The sequence below is a fragment of the Acinetobacter sp. 161(2023) genome (assembly GCF_037027805.1).
GTDB lineage: Bacteria > Pseudomonadota > Gammaproteobacteria > Pseudomonadales > Moraxellaceae > Acinetobacter.
Map to the genome: position 1 here is coordinate 66,883 of NZ_JAZEYD010000011.1, position 23,544 is coordinate 90,426.

A 23,544-nucleotide genomic window follows, 5' to 3' on the forward strand; every position below is an offset into this window, starting at 1 on the left:
ATTTATTCCTTGTTCTGATTTTATAGACTACGTGCAATCACTAAACGTTGGATATCACTTGTGCCTTCGTAAATTTGACAAATACGCGCATCACGATAAATGCGTTCAATTGGGAAGTCTCTAAGATAACCGTAGCCGCCAAACACTTGTAGCGCACTCGAGCACACACGCTCAGTCATTTCTGAAGCAAATAGCTTGGCCATTGAAGCTTCATTGAGACACGGTTGACCTGCTTCTTTTAAACGCGCAGCGTAGTGAACCAGTTGTCTTGCTGCTTCAATTTCAGTTGCCATACTAGCAAGGCGAAAAGCGATGGTTTGATGCTCAAAAATTGGTTTTCCAAAAGTAATACGCTCTTTAGCATAGCGAGTTGCTTCTTCGAGCGCCGCACGTGCCAGACCCACTGCTTGTGCAGCAATACCAATACGACCACCCTCTAGATTCGCAAGTGCAATTTTCAAGCCCTCACCTTCTTTGCCTAGCATGAGGCTTTTATGCATACGTACATCTGTCAGAGCAATCTGACAGGTATCTGAAGCGTGCAGACCTAGTTTTTCTTCAACACGAATCACTTCGTAACCCGGTGTATCGCGTGGGACTAAAAATGCGCTAATGCCCTTTTTACCTGCGCTCGGGTCAGTCACTGCAAACACAATAATCACGCCTGCATTGTTGCCAGAGGTAATAAACTGCTTGGCTCCATTTAAAATGTAATCATCACCGTCCTTAACCGCACGAGTTTTAAGTGCTGCTGCGTCTGAGCCAGTATGTGGTTCGGTTAAAGCAAAAGCACCAATCATTTCACCTTGCGCCAACGGTTTTAAAAAACGCTCTTTTTGCTCATCGGTACCAAATTTTAAAATAGGCACACAGCCAACCGAGTTATGTACGCTCATAATGGTTGAGATTGCGCCATCTGCTGCCGCAACTTCTTCGAGAGCTAGTACATAGGCTAAATTACCCGTGTCTGAACCGCCCCATTGCTCTGAAACAAGCATACCCATAAAACCGAGTTGCCCCATTTGAGCTAAGGTATCTTTCGGGAATGTCCCGTCTCGATCCCAATCGCTGGCATTAGGCTTAATTTGTTCTTGGGCGAAACTTTTCGCCATATCACGAATGAGTAATTGTTCTTCGGTAAATTGCATTGTTATTTCCTTTACCCTGCTTTAGCTTGTTGTTTAGCAATTTCTTGATTACGCAATAAAAAGCGCTGAATTTTACCACTTGGAGTTTTAGGTAATTCACTCACAAATTCAACTAAACGTGGGTACGCATGTGCAGAAAGTCGTCTTTTAACAAATTGGCTGAGTTGTTCAGCAAGTGCATCTGAAGGTTGAGCATCGGCAGCTAAAATTACAAATGCCTTAACCACTTCGGTACGGTCTGGGTCAGGCACACCAATCACTGCGGCCTCAATGACAGCATCATGTTCAAGCAGAGCGCTTTCTACATCAAAAGGCCCAATCCGATAACCCGATGTGGTGATCACATCATCACTACGACCAACAAAGCTCATGCTGCCATCGGCATGTAACTCGGCAGTGTCGCCAGTTAAATAGTAATGACCAACAAATGGCGATTTTCGGCTTTCTTTATAGCCACCAAACCACATCATTGGAGACTGGCTAATGTCGACCGCTAAAATTCCTGGGGTGTCCGCTGGAAGCTCTTCACCTTGTTCATTGACAATCGCAACACGGTAGCCCGGACTTGGGAAACCTGCTGAACCAGCATGAATTTCATGTTTTAAACCATGATGATTACACACCACCATGCCTACTTCGGTTTGTCCATAGTGATCATAAATCGGAGCATCAAGCACTTGTTTAAACCAACGAATCACTTCTGGATTAAGCGGCTCGCCTGCACTGCTCACCACACGGAATAGTCCTTTTAACGGCGCCATTTGTGCTGGATCAGCCGCCATCATCATGCGGTAAGCAGTCGGAGCACCTGCCAAGTTGTTAATTTTATAATCTTTCACAATTTGGCATAGGCTATCTGTGCTGAAACCACCTTCATAGAACAAAGTAGCGTGACCCAAGAATAACGGCCCAGTAATCGCATAGTACAGGCCATACGCCCAACCCGGATCGGCAATATTCCAAAACGAGTCTTCTTCAGTTAAACCAATGGCATCTTGCATATATCGACCAAAGGCAATCAGTGCTTTTAATGGCACTTCCAAGGGTTTAGCAGGACCTGTAGTGCCTGAAGTAAACATGAGCAAGAAAGGATCTTGAATGCTGCGCATAACCAGATCGCATTGATCGGACTGCTGCTTCACTTCATTCCAAAAGTTAAAATCGCCTGCATTAAGCGGAGTACCTTGTGCGTCGGCCACCGTCACAATTGCAGGGCAATTTTCAATTTCATCAAGCTTGCTACGGTTGCCCATATCAGTCACCACCAGCTTACTTTGCGCAAGCTGAATACGGTGCTCAATCGCTTTTGGACCAAACGCAGTAAAGAGTGGTTGATAGACTGCACCTATGCGCCAAGCTGCAAAAATGGTCACGATCAATTCAGGTGTTCTTGGTAATAGACCTGAAATACGGTCGCCTGCTTTCACACCTTGTGATTTTAAAAAGTTAGCAAACTGACTCGACCATTCTTTTAATTCACGGAAGGTATATTGCTCTTTTCGTCCGTCTTTTCCTTGCCAATACAGCGCAATTTTGTCGCCATCTGCATGTCGATCACAGCATTCATAACAAGCATTTAAGGCATCAAGTGAACCTGATAACATCTGTTTTGCAGTACTTTCCAAATCGAAAGCCTGTGCAGCATTTTGATAATCCATCATATCTTTTCCCTCAGTCCGGATTTTTTGTTATTCACGACAGGGTTTAATGTGTTTAAAGCCATCCTTTGGCTTTACCGTTATGCCTCTTGAGGCAGGTATTGCTGAATAATGCTCGAAAAATCGAGATTGGCATTCCCGCGCATGCACATTTGCTGATAGAGCTGCTGCACCATGCCACCTAATACAACTGGCTGTTTGACTTGGCCCGCGGCCTCTACAGCGAGTCCTAAATCTTTCAGCATCAGCTGAGTCGCAAAGCCATCTTGATAGCCTCGAGATGCTGGCGCATTTTCATTAATATGCGGCCATGGGTTACATACGTCCGAGCTCCAGCACCGACCGCTTGAAGTATTAATGACGCCCGCCAATGCTTGTGGATCGATGCCGAGTTTCACGCCCAGCGCCATACCTTCTGCAACAGCAGCCATTGAAATACCTAAAATCAGGTTGTTGCAGATTTTGGCAATTTGACCTGCACCGACATCACCACAATGAACAATATTTTTGCCCATGTGGCTAAGTACAGGTTTCACTTCATTAAAAGTTTGCTCATCGGCACCCACCATAAAGGTTAGAGTTCCGGCTTGAGCACCAATGGTTCCACCAGAGACGGGCGCATCACAGATTTTAATATTTTTGCTCTCTGCAACAGCAGCAATGTCTTTAATGGTTTGTGGGTCAATGGTACTGCTATCAATGCATAAGCTACCTGCTTTTAGCACTTCCAATACACCATTTTCACCCAAGTAAACTTCTTTAACGTGCTTGGCCGCAGGCAGCATGCTAATGACCACATCAGCTTGTTTTGCTGCTGCCTGTGGGCTGTCGCAGATTACACCACCTGCCTCGGCGAAGTGCTGAATAGCAACTTCACTGAGGTCATATCCATAAACATTGAGTCCGGCTTTCAGTAGGTTATGGGCCATTCTGCCGCCCATATTGCCTAGGCCGATAAAGGCGATATTCATCCGTGATCCCCTTAACGTAAACTAATGGTTGTATTTACTGCACCAACTTCATGGCTATCTTCAAACCAGCGACTGGTAATAGTTTTGGTTTGGGTATAAAACTGCACAGCTTGTTTGCCGTATGGTCCCAAATCCCCAAGTTTTGAACCTCTTGAACCAGTAAAACTAAAGAAAGGTACTGGCACAGGAATTGGAATGTTGATACCGACTTGGCCAACATCAATTAAGTTTTGGAAAGTACGTGCAATCGCGCCACTTTGTGTGAATAGACCTACACCATTACCAAATGGATTGGCATTGATTAAAGCAATCGCTTCCTCAAGGGTGTCTACACAAATAATGGAAAGTACAGGGCCAAAGACTTCTTCTTTATAAATACGCATGTCGGTATTAACACCGCTAAAAATCGTTGCACCTACAAAGTTGCCCGATTCATAGCCTTGAACTTGAACATCACGGCCATCGAGTAGCAACTCTGCCCCTTGCTCAACACCGCTATTAATTAAGTCCAGCACACGCGCTTTAGCACGTTTTGAAATGACTGGGCCAATGTCAGTATTTGGCTCATGGCCTGCGTTTACTTTTAAAGTTTTCGCTTTTTCAACTAACTCTTGAATACATTGTTTACTTTCACCCACCATGACTGCAACCGACAATGCCATACAGCGTTGCCCTGCTGCACCAAATGCTGCACCGACCAAGGCATTTAAGGTTTGCTCTTTATTAGCATCTGGCATAACAGCCACATGGTTTTTTGCACCCATCATCGATTGCACACGTTTGCCATGTTGTCCTGCGAGGTTATAAACATGTGTTCCAACAGCAGTTGAACCCACAAATGAAATCGCTTTAATGTCTTTATGTGTACATAGACGATCAACCACTTCTTTACCACCATGCACAACGTTGAGCACACCTGCTGGAACGCCTGCTTGAATCGCAAGCTCAACCAGCATCATGGTTGATAACGGATCTTGTTCTGATGGTTTTAAAACAAAGGTATTGCCGCACACAATTGCCATTGGGAACATCCAAAGTGGAATCATGGCAGGGAAATTAAACGGCGTAATACCGGCACAGACACCCAAAGGTTGCTGCAATGTATAAGTGTCTACACCACGTGCTACACCTTCAACATATTCACCCATTTGCAAAGTGCCGACCGAACACGCATGTTCCACTACTTCTAGGCCACGTTGAATATCACCTTCTGCGTCTGCCAAGGTTTTACCTTGTTCAGCCGTTAGTACTTGTGCAATTTCCTTCATGTTGGCACGGATTAAGTCTTGTAACTTAAGCATGATGCGCATACGTGTTTGAATTGGGGTTTGACGCCAAGAAGCAAAAGCATCTTGTGCAGCCTCAATAGCAGCGTCAACTTCTTGAATCGTTGCAAATGGTACACGACCAATCACTTCTTGAGTTGCAGGGTTAACAATGTCTTGCCATTCCTGTGTTTCAGATTCGATAAAATTTCCGTTAATGAGTAATTTAGCGGTTTCCAATTCGATTTTTTGGATTGTGTTCATAACCTCTCCGTAGGCCATATTTTTATTGTGTTCAATTATTAGAAAATACTTTTTAATCGTATTTTCTTTATTCCAGTTTCAATTGAGACTAGCAAAGAAAACTTTGACCACCAACGGAAATTCATGCACGATTGTTGTGCAAATATGCACAAGGATTACAACAAAAATGAAAGTGGATTGGGATCATCTACATTTTTTTCTGGTTTTAGCTCGGACTAAAACGCTGACCAACGCTGCGCGGATTATTGGTGTCGAGCACAGTACGGTTGCAAGACGGATTCAGGCACTAGAACTTGCTTTGGGTACAACGCTGTTTAAGCGTGAAGCGACTGGTTATGAGTTGACACTTGAAGGGATGGCACTAGTTCCTCGAGTTGAGCAAATGGAACAAGCTTTCTTACAAATTGAAAAACCACATCAACCTTTGCAAGGTCGTGTGCGAATTGGCACACCTGAGGGTTTTGGCACTGCGTTTTTAGCCCGTTTACTGGCTGAGTTCTCGATTCAATATCCACTACTTACCATCGACCTGATTCCAGTACCCAAAATGATTAAGCTCTCACACCGTGAGGCAGACATTGTGGTGTCGATTGATCGCCCAACGTCTGGTCCCTACATCATTACGCGGTTATCAGACTATTGCTTGAAAATTTATGGTAGCCAAAACTATCTAGCGCAAAACCCACCCATTCGTGGTTTAGAAGATTTAACCCAACACCGCTTTGTGAACTATATTGATGATCTGGTCTATAGCCCTGAGTTGTACTGTTTAGAACGTTTACCCTTAAAGCTTAATGCCAACTTTCGTAGCAGCAGTATTTTGGCGCAACAAATTGCGGTGAGTGCTGGTGCAGGTCTTGCGATTTTGCCTAAGTTTTTGGCAGATGATAAGCCAGAACTTGAAGTCGTTTTAGAGCAGCAAGTTCGCTTTACACATACCTTCTGGATGCTGACTTTTGTTGATTTACAGCATGAACCGCGCATTAAACTCGTCTGGGATTATTTGCGTAAACAAGCCGATAAATATCAGCATTTGTTGGTTGATTAGAGAGTGTAAATAAAAAAGCCAATCACGGATGATTGGCTTTTTTAAAATTATGAATAATTAATCAAAACTTTCTTGGCCTAGTTTTTTCATGCGCGGTTTATAAAACACATGATAGCTAACGCCTAAAACAACTAGCCATAATGGACTGACATATAATGCTTTTAAGGTATCTGGCTCGAGTGCCAAAATCACCAAAGTGAACAAGAAGAATGCGATGACAACATACGCCATCAAAACGCCACCCGGCATTTTAAAGGTTGATGCTGCGTGAAGCTCAGGACGAGTTTTACGATAACGTAAATAGCACGCCATGATCAGAAGCCATACGCTAATAAAGAGAATCACACAGAGTGAACTTGCCAAAGTAAATGCTTCCATCGTATTTGGAACAAAGTACTGAAGCACTGCCCCGCCCATAATGAAAATACATGAGAAGATTAAACCATTTGAAGGTACGGCACGTTTTGATAAACGCCCCAATGCACTTGGCGCTTGACCATCTTTTGATAAACCAAACAGCATACGGCTGGTTGAAAACACACCACTGTTCATTGAAGACATTACCGAAGACAGCACCACCAAGTTCATGATGATGGCAGAAACCGGAATACCTGCATTTAAGAACAACTCAACAAATGGGCTTTTATCTGCACGGATGTGGTCCCAAGGAGTCACTGACATCACTACAAAAAGTGCCAACACATAAAATAGGATAATACGTACTGGAATCGCGTTAATTGCTTTCGGTAGGTTCTTTTCTGGATCTTTCGTTTCAGCAGCTGTTGTACCAATCAGCTCAACACCAATAAAGGCAAACACGGCAATCTGGAAACCTGCCAAAAATCCGCTTACGCCTTTTGGAAATATGCCGCCATGCGACCACACATTACTTACACTCACAACCTCGCCATGTGGAGCTTGAAAATGAGTGAGGACCATGTAACCACCGACTCCAATCAGGCCAATAATCGCCAAAATCTTAATGAGTGCGAACCAGAATTCAACTTCACCAAACAACTTCACGGTAAGAAGGTTAAGCCCTAAAATGAATAGTACACAGCCTGCACTAATCATGGCCTGTTGCATTGGTAAGAAACTGGCGCCTTCGGGCAGCCAGAAACTTAAATAGTTAATGACCGCAGATAAATCCGCAATACCGACAAGTACCCAGCCTAACCAATAGGTCCAACCTATATAATAACCAGCCCATGGGCCAATCAAATCATATGCCATATCAACAAATGATTTGTAATGTAAGTTGGCAAGCAGTAGTTCACCCAATGCGCGCATCAGAAAAAAGAACATGCCACCAATTAACATGTAGATAACGAGAATTGAAGGACCAGCGAGGGAGATGGTTTTGCCCGAGCCCATAAATAAGCCGGTTCCAATTGCACCGCCAATTGCAATCATTTGTAGATGGCGATTATTTAATTTCCGTTGTAAATGATCAGGGGAGCCTGCCTCATCTGGATGATGAACCATTGTCATATTAGAAGTCCTTTTTATATTTTGCTTAACTTAAAATCAGCAACCTATAGGGAGAAAAACGAACCATATATCGTGGGTTGCTGAGTCTATACCTCAGGACAAGATGTTCAAGTATATTTTTCCTTAATTGATAAATCGTTTGTCCTGTTTTTTTTAAGTCACATTATTTATGTACTGCCTTCACGGCAATTTTAATTAACATATCTGGATTCTCCAGATTAGCCGAAGTGTAGCATGTGATAATGCTATCTGTACTTTTCCAACACCCTCCAAATTGCACTGATGAGTTAAAAATAAACAATATTATTCCGATAAAAAATCGAAAGAAAATAAAAAAAGCCAATCATGATTGATTGGCTTTTAATAAAACTTAATGATCGTTGACGAGTTCGCGTCCTAGTTTTTTCAAACGTGGTTTATAGAGCACATGATAGGTAACACCTAAAATGATCAACCACACTGGACTAACATAAAGTGCTTTCAATGTATCTGGCTCAAGTGCCAAGATGACTAAAGTGAAAAGCATAAATGCCAAAACGATATAACTCATCCAAATGCCACCCGGCATTTTGAAAGTAGATTTTTCATGTAATTCAGGACGTAATTTACGATAGCGTAAATAGCACACCATGATCAGACTCCAAACACTAATGAATAGAATCACACAGAGTGAACTTGCCAGAGTAAATGCTTCCATGGTGTTTGGAACAAAGTACTGAAGTACTGCCCCACCCATGATAAAGATACAAGAGAAAATCAAACCATTTGAAGGTACTGCGCGTTTTGATAAACGACCAAATGCACCCGGTGCCTGACCGTCTTTTGATAAACCAAACAGCATACGGCTGGTTGAAAACACGCCGCTGTTCATTGAAGACATCACCGAAGACAGCACCACCAAGTTCATGATGATGGCAGAAACCGGAATACCCGCATTTAAGAACAACTCAACAAACGGACTTTTGTCTGCACGAATATGATCCCAAGGTGTTACTGACATCACAATAAAGAGTGCTAATACATAGAACAAAATAATACGTACTGGAATTGCGTTAATTGCTTTCGGTAAATTCTTCTCTGGATCTTTCGTTTCAGCAGCCGTTGTACCAATCAGTTCAACCCCGACAAAAGCAAAGACAGCAATCTGGAAACCAGCCAAGAAGCCTTCTGTACCTTTGGGGAATAAACCGCCATGCGACCAAACATTACTTATGCTTGCTACAGCACCTTGTGGAGCTTGGAAATGGCTGAAAATCATGTAGCCACCCACACCAATCAGGCCAATAATCGCCAAAATCTTAATGAGTGCAAACCAAAATTCAATTTCACCAAATAGGCGTACTGTCAGTAGGTTAAGACCCATCACAAACAATACACAGCCTGCGCTAATCATGGCTTGCTGAATTGGAGAAAAGCTCGTGCCATCGGGTAGCCAAAAACCTAAATAGTTAATGACCGCTGAAAGGTCCGCAATACCGACCAGCACCCAGCCTAACCAATAGGTCCAACCCAAATAGTAACCGGCCCAAGGACCAATCAAGTCATGAGCCATATCAACAAAAGATTTGTAGTGCAGATTTGCAAGGAGCAACTCGCCCATTGCACGCATCATGAAAAAGAACATGCCTCCAATAATCATATAGATCAAAAGGATTGAAGGACCTGCGAGGGAGATGGTTTTACCCGAGCCCATAAATAGGCCGGTTCCAATTGCACCGCCAATAGCAATCAGTTGTAAATGACGGTTAGACAGTTTTCGTTGCAGATGATCAGGAGAATTTTCTGTATCTGAATGACGAGCCGTTGTCATATTAAAATTCCTTTTTGAATTCCTTTGTTAAGATCAGCAACCTATGGCGAAAATCGAACCGTATGCCATAGGTCACTGAATCTGTTCACCAAAAATGACTGGTTAAACCGTATCTATCTTCCTTCTGTTAGATACATCATCATTTTTGGAGTAAAAACGAATTACTTTTGTGCTGCCGTCACGGCAATTTCAATTAACCAATCTGGATTGACTAAATCGGCCTGAATTGTGGCACGCGATGGAGCAACACACCCTTTTAACCAGTCAACCCAAATTGCATTTACGGTTGAAAAGTCAGAAAGATTTTTTAAATAGAGCTGCGCAGAAAGCAAACGAGATTTATCGGTATCGGCAAGTGCCAAAAGTTCATCAATCGTTGCAAGAATTTCACGAGTTTGGCCTGCCACGTCTTGCTCGGTTTTTTTAGGGACCTGACCTGACAAATAAACCACTTTGTTAAAAACAGTCACGGCGCTCATGACTTCGTTAGTGTTAATCTTTTGTATATCTGAATTAGACATTCGGATTTCCTTATACCTGATTAATAAATTGAACACGGGCGGTGACTGCACACATCAGTTCATAGCCCACCGTACCGGATGAAACTGCGACATCATCAATAGGTAAAAAGACGCCTGTACTTGATTGGCCCCAAAGCACGACTTCACTGCCGACTTTGGCGCTCTCAATACCCGTTAAATCGACTGCCAACATATCCATGCTAACGCGGCCAATTGTGCGAGTGAGGACAGAGTCCACCAAAACTGGCGTACCTGTTGGTGAAATACGTTGATAACCATCGGCATAGCCACAAGCAACAATCCCAATCGTTATGGGTTGCTCTGCGACAAAGTTTGAGCCATAACCTACGCTTTCATTCGGCTCTAAATGCTGAACGGAAATAATTTCGCTGCGTAAGCTCATGGTCGGTTGTAAGCCCCAGTCCGCAATACTATGCGTCGGGTAGTCTGGCGAGCTGCCATAGAGCATGATGCCGCTACGTGCATAATCTGATTTGAGCTGGTCTTGATAACGCAGAATAGCTGCACTATTACTTACCGATCTTTCACCCGGTAAATCTTTAATAATGTCTTCAAAGGCAGTAATTTGATAATCAATACCCTGCTGGCCGAAACGATCACCATCTGCATCAGAAAAATGCATCATGTGCGTAATCTTGGACACATTTGCCAAGCTATTTAAACGTTCCCACGCCTGAACATAGTGCTGTGGTTTAAAACCAAGACGGTTCATACCACTGTTCATTTTTAGGCAAACATCAAATTGAGCCGCATAAGGATGCTTTTCTACCCACTCGATTTGCGCTTCACTATGAATGGTGAAACTGAGTTGATACTGCACACAATCGAATAAGTCTTGAGGAGAAAAGATCCCTTCGAGCAACAAAATTGGACCTGTCCAACCTAGAGCACGAATTTGTTTTGCTTCATCAAGATCAAGTAAGGCAAAGCCATCTGCTGCTTTAAATGCTTCATAGACACGTTCAATTCCATGTCCATAAGCATTGGCTTTTACAACGGCAAAGACCTTACTATTTGGCATAGCCTTGCGTACCACCGCCAAGTTATTTTGTAAGGCTTGACGGTGGATCACTGCGGTAATAGGACGAGGCATGATTACTTTCCTAACGTCCGTTATGCAGCATGCGCGTGTGAATAACGCTGAATTGAAAGGCCATCGGTACTGATTTCAGTCTTATGATTCAATACAATGTCACTAATTAATTTTCCTGAACCACATGCCATGGTCCAACCTAAAGTACCGTGACCTGTATTCAAGAACAGATTTTTAAAGCGGGTCGCACCAATAATTGGGGTACTGTCAGGTGTCATTGGACGTAAACCGGTCCAGAAAGATGCCTGTGCCATATCACCACCCGGGAACAAGTCCTGAGTCACCATTTGCAAGGTTGCACGGCGGTCTTCATTTAAACCCAAATTGAAGCCACTTAACTCAGCCATTCCACCCACACGAATACGTTGATCAAAACGAGTAATCGCAATTTTGTAAGTTTCATCAAGCACAGTAGATTGTGGAGCAAAAGCAGGGTCAACAATTGGAATCGTCAACGAATAACCTTTCACAGGATATACAGGTAACTGTAGATCAAGTGGTTTCAAGAAATCACGTGAATAGCTACCAAATGCTAAGACATAACGGTCAGCAGTTAAAACTTTACCATTGACCTGAACGCCCTTAATTTCATCGCCTTCAACAATCAATTTTTCTACGTTCTGGTTGAACTGGAAGTTAACCCCCAGCTCTTTAGCAATTTGAGCTAAAGCATTAGTAAATAAATAACAGTCGCCTGTCTCGTCATTTGGTAAATGTAAACCACCAACGAGTTTATCTTGCGTATTTGCCAACGCTGGTTCTACACGACCAAGTTCGTTGCCATTTAATAATTCGTAACTTACACCGCATTCTTGTAGCACGCTAATGTCGCGTTGAACCGCTTCCATTTGTGCTTCTTTACGGAATAGCTGCAAAGTACCTTTAGCGCGGTTTTCGTAATTAATGCCTGTATCTTTTCTAAGTTCACGTAAGCAATCACGGCTATATTCAGCCACACGCATCATACGTTCTTTGTTCACAGCATAACTTTGTGGATTACAGTTTTTTAGCATTTGCGCCATCCACTGTAACTGCCACATGCTGCCATCTAAATTAATTGCAAGCGGTGCGTGGTGTTGGAACATCCACTTCACAGCTTTAAAAGGAATTCCTGGTGCTGCCCAAGGGGTCGAATACCCAGGCGAAATTTGACCTGCATTACCAAAGCTTGTTTCTTCAGCAGGACCTGCCTGACGGTCAAGAACAGTGACCTCAGCTCCTTGTTGAGCTAGATAATAGGCACTTGCCACTCCGATAACGCCGCTACCTAATACAATTACGCGCATTTCTATTCCCTCACGCACACCAGTTTATTTAACTAGTATATTTCTGCTTCAATAGTTTATTTCACTGTTTTTCAGGCTATAATCTAGGTAAATTTATGTTTTTATCACAAGAATTTTAAAAAAAGAGGAAATATCTATGCGCCCCTTAGATCGTATAGATCGCATGATTCTGGATATTTTGCAGCGTGAAGGACGAATTGCGATTAGTGAGTTGGCATCGAGAGTCAACCTGTCGACCACCCCCTGTTCAGAGCGTGTCAAACGACTTGAACGCGATGGAATCATCATGGGTTACTTCGCACGACTAAACCCCGCCTATGTAGACCGTAATCTGCTCGTCTTTTTAGAAATTAAGCTATCGGCCAAATCAGGCGATGTATTTGATCAGGTTGCCAGAGACTTAGTCGAGATTCCGGAAGTACTCGAATGTCACCTTATTTCAGGTGAATTTGACTACCTTGTAAAAGCTCGCTTAAAAGAAATGAGTGCCTATCGCCGCCTATTGGGTGATCTGTTAAAGAAACTCCCCGCTTCGGCATCGTCACATAGTTATGTGGTCATGGAAGAAGTTAAAGAAACTTTATATCTAGATGTGAGCAAGTAAAGCAAGGCTACTATTGAACTCGCTTTACTCACATTTTGAACATTAGAAATATTTTAAAATCGAAATATGTTTATTTTGATGTTTGAATTTCGAGAACCATTTAACAGCAGGATAAAGCGCAAAAGACAACACAATCGTGATTAACCACAGCATCCACACATGGTTAACCGACAAATAATTGCCATGGTTGACTCCCCATACACTTATTGCAAATACATACATCAGTTTCAACACATATAAATGCAGTAAATAAAAGAACATAGGCACAGAGCCAAACACCACCAATGGTTTTAAAAATGAGTATTGCTGCATTCGTTCAAAAGCAACCAGCACAATTAAACCGATTCCAACATTCAGCAAAATAAACAGCAAAGACGGTGGATACTTGGTGAGGTTAAAAAAGCTCATTAAAGTGAGTTGTAATGACTCAAAATGCTGCCACGGCTGGTCACCATAGATATTGATAAAACGCAGTAAAACGAATAATCCAATACTTGCCAGTCCGATACTCAATAAATAGCGGCTTCTTTGCTTTGCAGTATATTTTGAACTAAAGAATTGGCCTAAAACATAACCCAGCAAAATAACACCAATCCAAGGCAAAACAGGATAGCTTGTTCTGAGCTTTATACCTGCAAACTCGATCCAACCACGCTCGTGTAAAACGAACCATACATTCTGTAAAAAACCATTTGTAAAATGCACAGAATCTAAAAAGTTGTGCCCAAAAATAATCACTAAAGCTGCGCCAGCAATGACAGGCAACGGTAAACTCACACAACCTGCCAACACTACCATGCTAATACCTATCGCCCATATCACCTGCAAATAAATAACATCTGGTGGAAAAGTCGCTGTCCAAGCAAAGTTCACCAATGTCAGCTCTAACACAATTAAAAATAGACCGCGCTTCAATAAAAATGCACGGGTTTGCTGTAAATCCTGTTTTTTTGATTGAAATAAAAATGCAGAAATTCCGGTTAAAAGTACAAAAACGGGCGCACAAATATGTGCCAATAACCGACTACCAAATAATGCAGGTTCAGTCACTGTGACGTCCATTGGATCTATGACCTGCTTATGCAAATAGAAAGTTTCTCTCACATGGTCGAGTAACATAATTAGGATGACCAAACCACGTAAGGCATCAATCGACTGTAAACGCTCAATATTTTTTTCTAAAGACATAGCGATAATCAATAAAATAATGTAACGTTATAATATTACATTTAATTCCTTTTGTCTTTTATGGCTGCTCATTTATGCAACACAAATTAGGATTGTTGTCTTCGTTAGGATTATCGTTTATATCGACACTCAGTTGGGGAGAAGAAACGTCAACGGTACTTGAGACCATACGTATTCAAGCTGAAAGTACCCAAGAAGGTGTGAGTCAAAATAGCTCGGCGACTAAATTTTCTCACGATGTTTTGGATGTCCCTTTCAACCGTGCTTTTGTTTCAAAACAAATGATGGAACAACAGGACGTTCAACGGATTGACGATGCACTAAGCTTAGTGAGCGGGGTTTTTCATCAAAATAGTTTTGGTGGCGGCTTTTGGGATAACTACTCTTTCCGTGGTTTTAGTACCGATCCTAATTTAGGTGCCTCTATGATTCGAAACGGCTTGAGTGTCAACCGAGGGATAAGTGCTCCAAAAGATGTAGTGAACATTGAATCTTTAGAGTTTTTAAAAGGGCCGATGGCGGCTTTATATGGCCGTGGCGAAACAGGTGGTTTGCTCAACTTCAACAGTAAAAAGCCACAATGGGAAAGTGAAAGTGAAGTTAATCTACGTACCAATACCCAAGAACAATATCGCATTAGTCTGGAACACACTGCCCCTATAAACGATGAACTGGCTTATCGTGTAGCAGTCGCTCACGAAGATAATCTAAGCTTCCGTGATCATGTCAGTAGTGAACGCTGGTTCTTTTCACCACAGCTCACATGGAAAATCTCAGACCAAACGCAACTCGACTTTGATAGTGAATTTACAGAGCACAAAGGAACCTTTGACCGCGGTGTCAGCACAGTCAATCATGAGTTTGTGATGGACCCGAAAACCTTTACAGGTGAACCTGACGATGGCGATTTGAAAATAAAAGATTACTTTTACCAATTACGTCTTAGTCACGAGTTTAACTCTGACTGGAAGCTAAATAGTGCAGTCAGTTATAAAGATGCACAAATGGTCGGCTTTGCAACCGAACCTCGTCGTATGCAAGCAGATGGCCGTACTTTAGAGCGTCAACGTCGCTATCGTGATTATACGAGTGAAGACGTACTGGCTCAGACAGAGTTACTTGGCAAGGTTGATACCTCGTGGGCTCGTCATGAAATTTTACTTTCAACTGAGCTTGGTCAACTCGACTATAAACAAAACCAGCTTCGTCGTAATCACAGTGCTGGCATGCCTAACACAATTGATATCTACCAACCTGAATACGGCAAATATTTACCGAACTTAGCTCCGTTTACTAACACCAAAGAGCGCCAGCGTTACTTCGCGCTTAATGTACAAGACCAGATCTTTTTTAATGGTCAATGGAGTGTGTTATTTGGCAACCGTTTTGATCAGGTCGAACAAGATTTTAAAAATCACCTGACTCAGACTGAAAGCAACCAGACGCTTCATCAAAATAGTCCGCGTTTCGGAGTAAATTTTAAAGCCTCTGACCAATGGGCTTTTTACACCAACTATGGCCGCTCATTTGCCATGAATAGTGGTATGAACCGAAATGGACAAACTTTTGCTCCTGAAAAAGGCGAAAGCTACGAGGTCGGTACCAAATATAAAATAAACGACCAAAGTGTGCTGAGTCTCGCTTTGTTTAAAATGAAAAAGCAAAATGTACTCACAACCGACCCAATCGACGGTAACTTCCAAACCGCAGCAGGCGAAGTAAGCAGTAAAGGAATTGAGTTTGACTTAAATAGTCAAATCACTGACCGCTGGTTCATCAATGCCAACTATAGTTATACCGATGCGCAAATTGAAAAAGACCAAGACTTGCCAAAAGGCGCTCGTCTGAGCAATGTGCCAAAACACCAAGGTGCTATAAGTACTAATTATGAGTTTCTACAAGAAGGTTCAACAAAAGCAGGTGTAGGTGCCAACCTTACCTATGTTGGTGAACGCAGTGGACATAACCTTGATAATGGCTTTAATTTACCAAGCTATACCCTCGTAAACTTAAATGCCTACTATGCCCCATCTGACCGCTTACGCTATCAGCTGAATGTGAACAACCTGTTTGATAAAACTTACTATGTCTCAAGCTATAGCGATTTATGGGTTCAACCGGGGGAACCACTCAACGCTTCAATTTCGGCACAGTGGAAGTTTTAATTCATACATAAATAAAAAAGCCCGAATTATTTCGGGCTTTTTTATTAGAACATACCATTCTCATTGACGAGTGGGTCGGGCTGTACTTGGCCAATATCCCAAAACTCAGCAATTTTTCCATTTTCAAAAAGACAAATATGGACCACAGCCAAGGTGGTTAACCCATTCATTTGCATTTCAAGTTTAGAATGCACAGCAACCAAATTGCCCTCTTCAATCACATGTTGAACATCAAAGACTTTGTTTGGAGTTTCAGCCGCACTTTCACGCAGCCCTTCCCTCAAAGAAGTTGCATCACCCGCATAATAAGGGTTGTGATGCTTGAAGTTTGGAGCAGTGTAATTGCTATAGGCTTCATCGACTTCACCAGCAGCGGCAAGCTCTAAAAACCGTACAGCAATTTGTTTTTGAGATAAGTTCATGATTATCTCCTACTCTTTATTTTAGACCTTATTGTAGCAGGTCATCTTCTTCGTCATCTTCATCAAAGACATAGGCCATGCAGCCCCATCCATCATATTCGCCCTGAAATTTTTCAGCGATGCTGGTAAACCATTGTTCCAAGTCAACAATATCTGAGTACTCTGGTTCCATGTTGACAAAGACCGTAATCACCCATTCATTTGGCTCAACAGAGTCATCTTGGAAAAGTGAGACTTTTTGTTCTTGGTAAAGCAAATACAGCGCACATTGCTCTGCATTTTTCTGATCTTGAAAAGCAATAGAAAATTCAATTTCATGTAGATCGGTTAAATCATCCCCGTCTTCAGCCATTTGCCAAAGTACATTGCCGTTATCGTCTTCTGGAAATTGTTCATAATCACGAGTCATAATATGATCCCTTGTTGTTGTTGCCGTATTAATATTATTCGGCATTAAGAATACCCGAGTTTTATTGCAGTTTGGGTATATATTCCGTTCCCAATTGCATCAAATTAATTTTTTTAATTATATAAATTTTAAAAAGGCACCTTCGATTCAATCACCACATTCGTTCCATTTAATGGGTGTTGGAAAGCCAAATATGCGGCATGTAGTGCCATTCGGTTTAAATGAAAACATTTAGGTTCAGGGTGATACAACTTGTCACCCATAATCGGATGCCCAATATGCATCATGTGGACACGTAGCTGATGCGAACGTCCTGTTACTGGCTCTAATAAAACACGAGTTTGATCAGTTTGGGCATCATAAACTAGAGGCTGAAATAAGGTTTTGGCATGTTTGCCCAACTCAAAATGCACGATTTGTCTCGGGCGATTTTCCCAGTCCGTAATCAGCGGAACATCGACGCTCCCCTCTTGTACGACTTGGCCTTGTACCAAGGCAATATAGTGCTTTTTGACTGTTCTGGCCTGAAACATTTTACTTATCGCAACTTCTGCATCACGATGCTTGGCAAACATAAGCAAACCCGAAGTCGCCATGTCTAAACGATGGGTGACCTTAGCTAAAGGGAACTTTTCTAGCACCCGTAAATAAGCACTGTCATGATGCTCAGGTAAACGACCCATGACCGACAATAGACCCGCGGGTTTATCAACCACAATTAAATCGTCATCTTCAAATAAAATTGAAAGCGGATCTTGTGGCGGAGCGTAAACAAAGTGGTCGTTTAAAGGCATGGTCGTAGAAACAGCAATGGAGCATGGCGGCAGATCATAAAGAAATTTCAGATCTACCGCAAAATAATCTATAACGCTTTACTCATGTTCCACGTGAAACTCGGAAAATTTTTATCGTTTTTTATTCATTTCAGCTAAAAGATCGAGCTGGATTTCTTGAATATGTGTAAGCCTTTCCCACTGATGCGATAAAAGATGATCCATTTTTTCATGCAGGTGTCGAATCTCAAGCTCAGCTTTTAAATTAATCTGATAGTCATGTTGAGAACGTAAGCGATCTTTTGCTTCTTGACGATTCTGGCTCATCATAATAATAGGTGCCTGAATTGCAGCTAAGCATGACAACACCAAGTTAAGCAAAATAAATGGATAAGGATCGACAGGACGTACTACCATCACGACTGTATTTAAAATAATCCAAGCTATTAAAAAATAGCAAAGCAAATGAGGAAAGCCCAACTGCCACCAAATGTCGCAATCTTATCTGCTAGCCTTTCTCCAAACGTCCACTTCTGATCAAAATCAGATTCAGTATTTCGGCTAATCAGCTCATGCCGTTGCATACTTCCAATCACTTCATGTTCTAATGTAGATAGCTCCCCTTTTTCAGAACGTAATAGTGATTGCACATATTTAACTCGATAATCTGCCAGATCAGCTCGGCAAATAAAGCTTGAGGAAGACCAGTCGGGATGATCTTGTATAATTTCCTCACTAATCACATTCCGAATGACTTCGCCAGAGACTAGATCTTTTAACGGAAAATTCTTTCCACATACGGCGCATTGGCGACACTGGTTTTTATTCTCCATCTTATTCAGCTCGCAATTATGATAATAAAAATATTATATAAATGATTTCAGTCGAGAACATCGTAAATAAAAATAATGCTTTAACCCAATATTTGTAAAGTTGCTGGCGCTATTTTGCGATGTGCAGGAATCACAGGCACCATATAAAGTCGTCCAAGCCAATTTTTAATATGCACCACTGTAGTTATGGTCAGTACTTGTGTCTTTTCATTCTTATAAACAGATAAAGTCACATTTAAATGCTTGTCATCATCTCCAATCACTAACTCACTTTCGGTACGTTGACGCAAGGTAAAAATTCCAATTCGGTCGCCTGCGACATACTCATTTTCTTTTTTATTCGAATCAATTTGCTTAAAGCTTCCTAAATCTTTAAGCCCAATCTTTGAAGTAATTTTATTACGCATATTCATGCACCACTCTATCCACTCTGGAGTGTGCTGGAACAGCTTAATAAGCTGCTCAAATACATTCAGTTCGGGCTGACCAAGCACAATACTCCACGAGTCGTGGAAGTAGGCATTGCTCAATTGAGATGAGATTTGACTGTCATGTGGCAAAGCAGAAAGATAGGGCTTATTCATAAATTATATTCTTGTAAAGTATCGTTTTTATTATATAGAATTTTTTAGGGTGTCAAGGGAAAACATCTATGGTTTACTTCAACAATTATAACTTTGTAAGTTAGAACCTTATGCCTATAAACTTTTGATCTATAGCGTCCTAAGCCGAATCGAGACCTTTTGGGTGAGTACACACTAACGTTATACGTTTTGGTGCATGCTACTCTTTTCGATCCCTATCACACCCTTGAGATATAGTTTAGCCAGCACCCTGCGGGATTGTTTTTCTAAGAAAAGCTAATTTTCACTATTTTTGGGAATTTTTACGCAATTATGCAGATTTAAAAGAATTTATTACCATTTACTAATAATTAGTTGTATTTAAATTCCATTTTAGTCGTATTTTTCGGTTTATTTTACCAAATCATTAACTATTTTTAGCAATCAGGCACCAGACTATAAAAAGTAAATCACCCTTCACTTTTTAACCATGAAGGGCAAAAATCTTTTATGAAGAAATAAAACCATGTTTACGAGCATGGTAAACGGTACATAACGCGATCAGGGCAAAAACTAGCATAAACCATGGAAAAGACGCTGCGCCAAGACTTTCAAGTAATCCCCCGCCAACCATTCCACCAAATGCGATAGCAAGGTTAAACATAGTGACCAGCATAGACTGTGCGACATCTGCTTCATTACCCGCAGTATTTGCTAATGCTGTTTGTAATAGTGTTGGAGCGCCGCCAAAAGTTATTCCCCATAACACTACGCCAGTTATCACTATAAAACTCGAAGAACTACAAGCACCTAATAGTATTGTTGCAATTGCAAATACGAATAAGCTTAAAAGCGTTATTTTTCTTAATGATCGATCGATAAACATACCTGTAATCAAGATACCCACAATTGAAGAAATACCGAATACAAAAAGTATCGTCTCGACTTTGTATGCCTGCCCTGTCGAAGCCAAGAAAGGCGAAATATAAGTATAAAGAATGCTATGGGCTAATATCCAAAGGAAGACAACTGCTAAAATAGCTCTAATGCCTGGCATTAAAAGAACTTTTAAAATAGGTAATCTCTTTTGTGCTGACTGCCCTGCAAAATCAGGAATACTAAAACGAATCCAGACAAATAAAATTAATGCCAGTAAAGACATGATCCAAAATACGCCACGCCACTCAAACAACGTTCCCAACCATGCACCCAAAGGAACCCCAATCGATAAGGCAATTGGCTGCCCAACCCCAGCAATTGCTAAAGCTCGACCTTGATAAGATGCTGGGACCATGCGTCTTACATAACCCGCTAAAAGCCCCCAAATAACGCCCGCCGCCATACCAGCAATGAAACGAGCGATTAACGTTAAAATATAATGATTTGATAAGGCAGTAATCGCATTAAATAAAAGTAACCCTGCAATAGCACTGAGTAATAAGGGTCTCCTGTTCCAACTACGGGTAAGGCTAATAAGCGGTATTGCCGCTAAAACCGAACCTAAGGCATACACTGCTATAAGCTGCCCTGCATAAGCTTCTGAAATATGTAACCCTTGACTGATTTGGGGCAAAAGGCCTGCTGGCATGGTTTCTGTCATAATGGTCAGAAAGCCTGCCACTGTAAAAGCCAACAGTTTCCAAATCGGTAATTGAGTAGAGGATTCATCAGTTAACTGATGAGATGTTTCATGACGTGGAATATTCATAAAGCTTTACTCTTAAATTCTTTTAAAGCGTACTTACTCTGCTCTGTATCGCTATAGGTTTGTTTTATCAGGTTAGAATGGGAAGACATTTGTTCCCCATGTGAGCTAAAAAATCATTAAATTGGAATGATCATTCCAATTTAAGTTAAATAAAAACCTTAACTATTCAGCTCAACAATAGTTAAGTTTTAAATGAATTTTATAAAACGTTTAAAGCAACTTCGACCACATCCATTAAAGATTGCTTTCTTTGTTTAAGCGGGCTGCCTTTGCCTAAAACACGTAAACCTTGCATGGTGTTTAGGAAGAAACTTGCTAACGCACGCGGGTTTTGGGTAGAAGCGATTTCACCAGATTGTTGAGCTTTAATTAATAAACTCTCTAAAGCATGTTGTAGTTTCTGTAAATTACTTACAACAAATTGAGTGACATCTTCATCATGACCAGCTAACTCTAAACAAGCATTTGCGACCAGACAGCCTTTGTGTTCTGCATCATTCAGCTCATCTTCAACTACATTAATCAGTAATTGCCGAATCAGTGCTTTTGGCGAGCCTAAACCAGACAACAACTTCACATTATTAAGTGTAGTTAAAAGTTCATAGCGTTGTAATGCTTTTTGATAAAGCCCTTGTTTGTTCTGAAAGGTGCTGTAAAGGCTACTTCTAGATAATCCCGTACCGTCAACCAAGTCTTGAACTGAAGTTGCAGCATAACCACGACGCCAAAAAACCTGCATTGCAGCATCAGCAATTTCATCAGTTTCAAATTCTTTGGTTCGCATAAGTAGACTTAAAAGGAACGATCGTTCCAATTAATTTATGATAGGAAGATAGAGAAGTCAAATTAAAAGTTATTTTATCAATCGTTGTCCCATCTGGATCATTCAAACCAAACTTACTCATTACTGCTTTTAAGATTTTCTGTTTTGCTCTTTTCAGTATTATTTTTTATAGATAACTTTTTCGCTTGAATACATTATAAAAACATATTATAAACTATTTCTAACCAAATAATTGGTTTTTGGAACTTTATAATGAACAACAATATTATAATCTTTGGTTATGGAACAGGTATTTCTAAAGCCGTAGCACATAAATTTGGTAAAGAAGGCTATAAAATCGGGTTAGTGGCACGAAATGCCGAAAAACTCGAAAAGGCCATTTTAGAACTTAAAACACATGGTATTGAAGCTTACGCTTTTACATGTGATTTAGCCGTTCTTGAAAATATACCAAATCTTATTAAACGTATTAAAGATCAATTAGGAGAGATTAAAAATATTCATTGGAATGCTTTCCATGATATTGAAGGCAACATATTAGAAACCCCTCCACTGGAGCTCACCAAAAGCTTTCATATTCGCGTTTCGAGCTATATTGCTACGGTACAAGCTTGCCTACGTGATTTAGAAAAAAATCATGGCAGCATTTTATCGACAAATGGAATTTTCGCGTTCGATGCGGTCGGAATAGATTTAGTTGCCAAAGAATATTCATCATTAGCAATTACTGCTGCCGCCCAATATAAAACCACCAACTTACTTGCTCATAGTCTCGCTGACTCAAATGTTTACGTGAGCCAAGTGATTGTGAATGGTTTTGTTGATGGGACATCAGGCGCTCAAGATAAAACGTACACAGTACATCCCGAAACCATTGCAGAGCAGTTCTGGTACTTACATCAACGTAAACAAGAAACTGTTTCTCTTTGTGGAGAAGCAATTCAAGCTGCATAAAATTATTTCTTATGCCAGAAGAAGCGTAATAAATTACGCTTCTTCTACTTTTTTAAATTTATACTTTTTGGGTGCAGAATTATTTAATTATTTTCATACTCTGAAGGATCAATTTTGTATTTTTTAAATAAAATAGAGCGTACAGAATCATTTATACTGTCATCATGTTTAATGATTAAATAAATATCTTTCTTAGTTAAAGGAATAGTTTTTAAAATATCACTTAGCTCTGTGCTTCTAATAGAGCGTACTTCACTTGGTTGTTTAGATATTTCTGGATCTTGTTCTTCAAACTTAAAATCAACACCTTGCAAGTTGAAATAAACCATAACCCTTCTGTTTAAAGAGTCACTATCATCATATAAAACAGTACCTTCTGGCAAAGTACTATTTTTCGAATATTTACCTTCAAACGAATATATCTTTAAAGGTTTCTCTAGAACATGAATTTCTGGTGTTTTTGTAAGTTTCCAGAAGTAATAGTTTAATAAAGACTGAACGATGAAAAGTAAAATTAGTATGGTAATTAATAAATTCTTTTTCATATCTACTTCTTATTAAAAAT

Annotated in this window: 21 protein-coding genes and 1 pseudogene; 4 read left to right on the forward strand and 18 right to left on the reverse strand. The window is 40.9% G+C overall.

Going from position 1 to position 23,544, the window contains the following annotated elements:
- Positions 1-20: 20 nt before the first annotated feature.
- The 4 genes from WA249_RS12075 to WA249_RS12090 form a co-directional block, all read right to left on the reverse strand.
- Entirely contained in the window at positions 21-1,148 is a 1,128-nt protein-coding gene (locus WA249_RS12075; RefSeq protein ID WP_336168983.1) for an acyl-CoA dehydrogenase family protein, read from the reverse strand.
- A gap of 11 nt (positions 1,149-1,159) precedes the next feature.
- Positions 1,160-2,809, reverse strand: coding sequence for an AMP-binding protein (locus tag WA249_RS12080; protein WP_336168985.1), 1,650 nt, complete (start codon positions 2,807-2,809; stop codon positions 1,160-1,162).
- Between the two features lie 77 nt (positions 2,810-2,886).
- Positions 2,887-3,777, reverse strand: coding sequence for a 3-hydroxyisobutyrate dehydrogenase (gene mmsB / locus WA249_RS12085; RefSeq protein WP_336168988.1), 891 nt, complete (start codon positions 3,775-3,777; stop codon positions 2,887-2,889).
- An 11-nt stretch (positions 3,778-3,788) separates the two neighbouring features.
- Positions 3,789-5,306 (reverse strand): CoA-acylating methylmalonate-semialdehyde dehydrogenase, encoded by a 1,518-nt coding sequence (locus WA249_RS12090; protein ID WP_336168990.1) that lies wholly within the window; start codon positions 5,304-5,306, stop codon positions 3,789-3,791.
- Between the two features lie 166 nt (positions 5,307-5,472).
- On the opposite strand from WA249_RS12090, the gene WA249_RS12095 reads away from it, so the two are divergent.
- Positions 5,473-6,354 (forward strand): LysR family transcriptional regulator, encoded by an 882-nt coding sequence (locus tag WA249_RS12095; protein ID WP_217485521.1) that lies wholly within the window; start codon positions 5,473-5,475, stop codon positions 6,352-6,354.
- Between the two features lie 57 nt (positions 6,355-6,411).
- Here the strand turns inward: WA249_RS12095 and WA249_RS12100 are convergent, their stop codons facing one another.
- The 5 genes from WA249_RS12100 to WA249_RS12120 form a co-directional block, all read right to left on the reverse strand.
- Positions 6,412-7,839, reverse strand: coding sequence for an amino acid permease (locus tag WA249_RS12100; protein WP_336169146.1), 1,428 nt, complete (start codon positions 7,837-7,839; stop codon positions 6,412-6,414).
- A gap of 376 nt (positions 7,840-8,215) precedes the next feature.
- Complete coding sequence (locus WA249_RS12105; RefSeq protein ID WP_336168995.1) at positions 8,216-9,655, reverse strand: amino acid permease; 1,440 nt, start codon at positions 9,653-9,655, stop codon at positions 8,216-8,218.
- Between the two features lie 161 nt (positions 9,656-9,816).
- The gene (locus WA249_RS12110) at positions 9,817-10,176 is read right to left on the reverse strand and encodes a RidA family protein (protein ID WP_336168997.1); all 360 of its coding nucleotides are present in this window, start codon (positions 10,174-10,176) and stop codon (positions 9,817-9,819) included.
- A 10-nt stretch (positions 10,177-10,186) separates the two neighbouring features.
- The gene (gene alr, locus WA249_RS12115) at positions 10,187-11,290 is read right to left on the reverse strand and encodes an alanine racemase (RefSeq protein ID WP_336168998.1); all 1,104 of its coding nucleotides are present in this window, start codon (positions 11,288-11,290) and stop codon (positions 10,187-10,189) included.
- Positions 11,291-11,310: 20 nt separating this feature from the next.
- Positions 11,311-12,576: a D-amino acid dehydrogenase gene (locus WA249_RS12120; protein ID WP_005037548.1), complete on the reverse strand. Its 1,266-nt coding sequence runs from the start codon at positions 12,574-12,576 to the stop codon at positions 11,311-11,313.
- Between the two features lie 136 nt (positions 12,577-12,712).
- Here WA249_RS12120 and WA249_RS12125 point away from each other — a divergent pair, with 136 nt between their 5' ends.
- Positions 12,713-13,180: an Lrp/AsnC ligand binding domain-containing protein gene (locus WA249_RS12125; protein WP_003655656.1), complete on the forward strand. Its 468-nt coding sequence runs from the start codon at positions 12,713-12,715 to the stop codon at positions 13,178-13,180.
- A gap of 42 nt (positions 13,181-13,222) precedes the next feature.
- On the opposite strand, the gene WA249_RS12130 is transcribed toward WA249_RS12125, so the two are convergent.
- Positions 13,223-14,368 carry a DUF1624 domain-containing protein gene (locus WA249_RS12130; protein ID WP_336169001.1) on the reverse strand — a complete coding sequence of 382 codons (1,146 nt, stop codon included), beginning with the start codon at positions 14,366-14,368 and terminating at the stop codon, positions 13,223-13,225.
- A gap of 74 nt (positions 14,369-14,442) precedes the next feature.
- Here WA249_RS12130 and WA249_RS12135 point away from each other — a divergent pair, with 74 nt between their 5' ends.
- Positions 14,443-16,533: a TonB-dependent receptor gene (locus WA249_RS12135; RefSeq protein ID WP_336169002.1), complete on the forward strand. Its 2,091-nt coding sequence runs from the start codon at positions 14,443-14,445 to the stop codon at positions 16,531-16,533.
- A gap of 44 nt (positions 16,534-16,577) precedes the next feature.
- On the opposite strand, the gene WA249_RS12140 is transcribed toward WA249_RS12135, so the two are convergent.
- The 7 genes and pseudogenes from WA249_RS12140 to WA249_RS12170 form a co-directional block, all read right to left on the reverse strand.
- Positions 16,578-16,955: a nuclear transport factor 2 family protein gene (locus WA249_RS12140; RefSeq protein ID WP_336169004.1), complete on the reverse strand. Its 378-nt coding sequence runs from the start codon at positions 16,953-16,955 to the stop codon at positions 16,578-16,580.
- 28 nt (positions 16,956-16,983) lie between these two features.
- Positions 16,984-17,364, reverse strand: coding sequence for a ribonuclease E inhibitor RraB (locus WA249_RS12145; RefSeq protein ID WP_336169148.1), 381 nt, complete (start codon positions 17,362-17,364; stop codon positions 16,984-16,986).
- A 128-nt stretch (positions 17,365-17,492) separates the two neighbouring features.
- Positions 17,493-18,158: an RluA family pseudouridine synthase gene (locus WA249_RS12150; protein WP_336169007.1), complete on the reverse strand. Its 666-nt coding sequence runs from the start codon at positions 18,156-18,158 to the stop codon at positions 17,493-17,495.
- 111 nt (positions 18,159-18,269) lie between these two features.
- A pseudogene (locus WA249_RS12155) lies at positions 18,270-18,970 on the reverse strand (DUF1003 domain-containing protein).
- An 80-nt stretch (positions 18,971-19,050) separates the two neighbouring features.
- A complete protein-coding gene (locus tag WA249_RS12160) occupies positions 19,051-19,554 on the reverse strand; it encodes a DUF2867 domain-containing protein (RefSeq protein ID WP_336169009.1) in 504 nt (167 codons plus the stop codon).
- 487 nt (positions 19,555-20,041) lie between these two features.
- A complete protein-coding gene (locus tag WA249_RS12165) occupies positions 20,042-21,241 on the reverse strand; it encodes an MFS transporter (protein ID WP_336169011.1) in 1,200 nt (399 codons plus the stop codon).
- Between the two features lie 199 nt (positions 21,242-21,440).
- Entirely contained in the window at positions 21,441-22,025 is a 585-nt protein-coding gene (locus WA249_RS12170) for a TetR/AcrR family transcriptional regulator (RefSeq protein ID WP_336169013.1), read from the reverse strand.
- A gap of 252 nt (positions 22,026-22,277) precedes the next feature.
- Here WA249_RS12170 and WA249_RS12175 point away from each other — a divergent pair, with 252 nt between their 5' ends.
- On the forward strand, positions 22,278-22,979 hold the full coding sequence (locus tag WA249_RS12175) for an SDR family NAD(P)-dependent oxidoreductase (RefSeq protein WP_336169016.1): 702 nt from the start codon (positions 22,278-22,280) through the stop codon (positions 22,977-22,979).
- Between the two features lie 83 nt (positions 22,980-23,062).
- On the opposite strand, the gene WA249_RS12180 is transcribed toward WA249_RS12175, so the two are convergent.
- Entirely contained in the window at positions 23,063-23,524 is a 462-nt protein-coding gene (locus WA249_RS12180) for a hypothetical protein (RefSeq protein ID WP_336169018.1), read from the reverse strand.
- Positions 23,525-23,544: the final 20 nt, after the last annotated feature.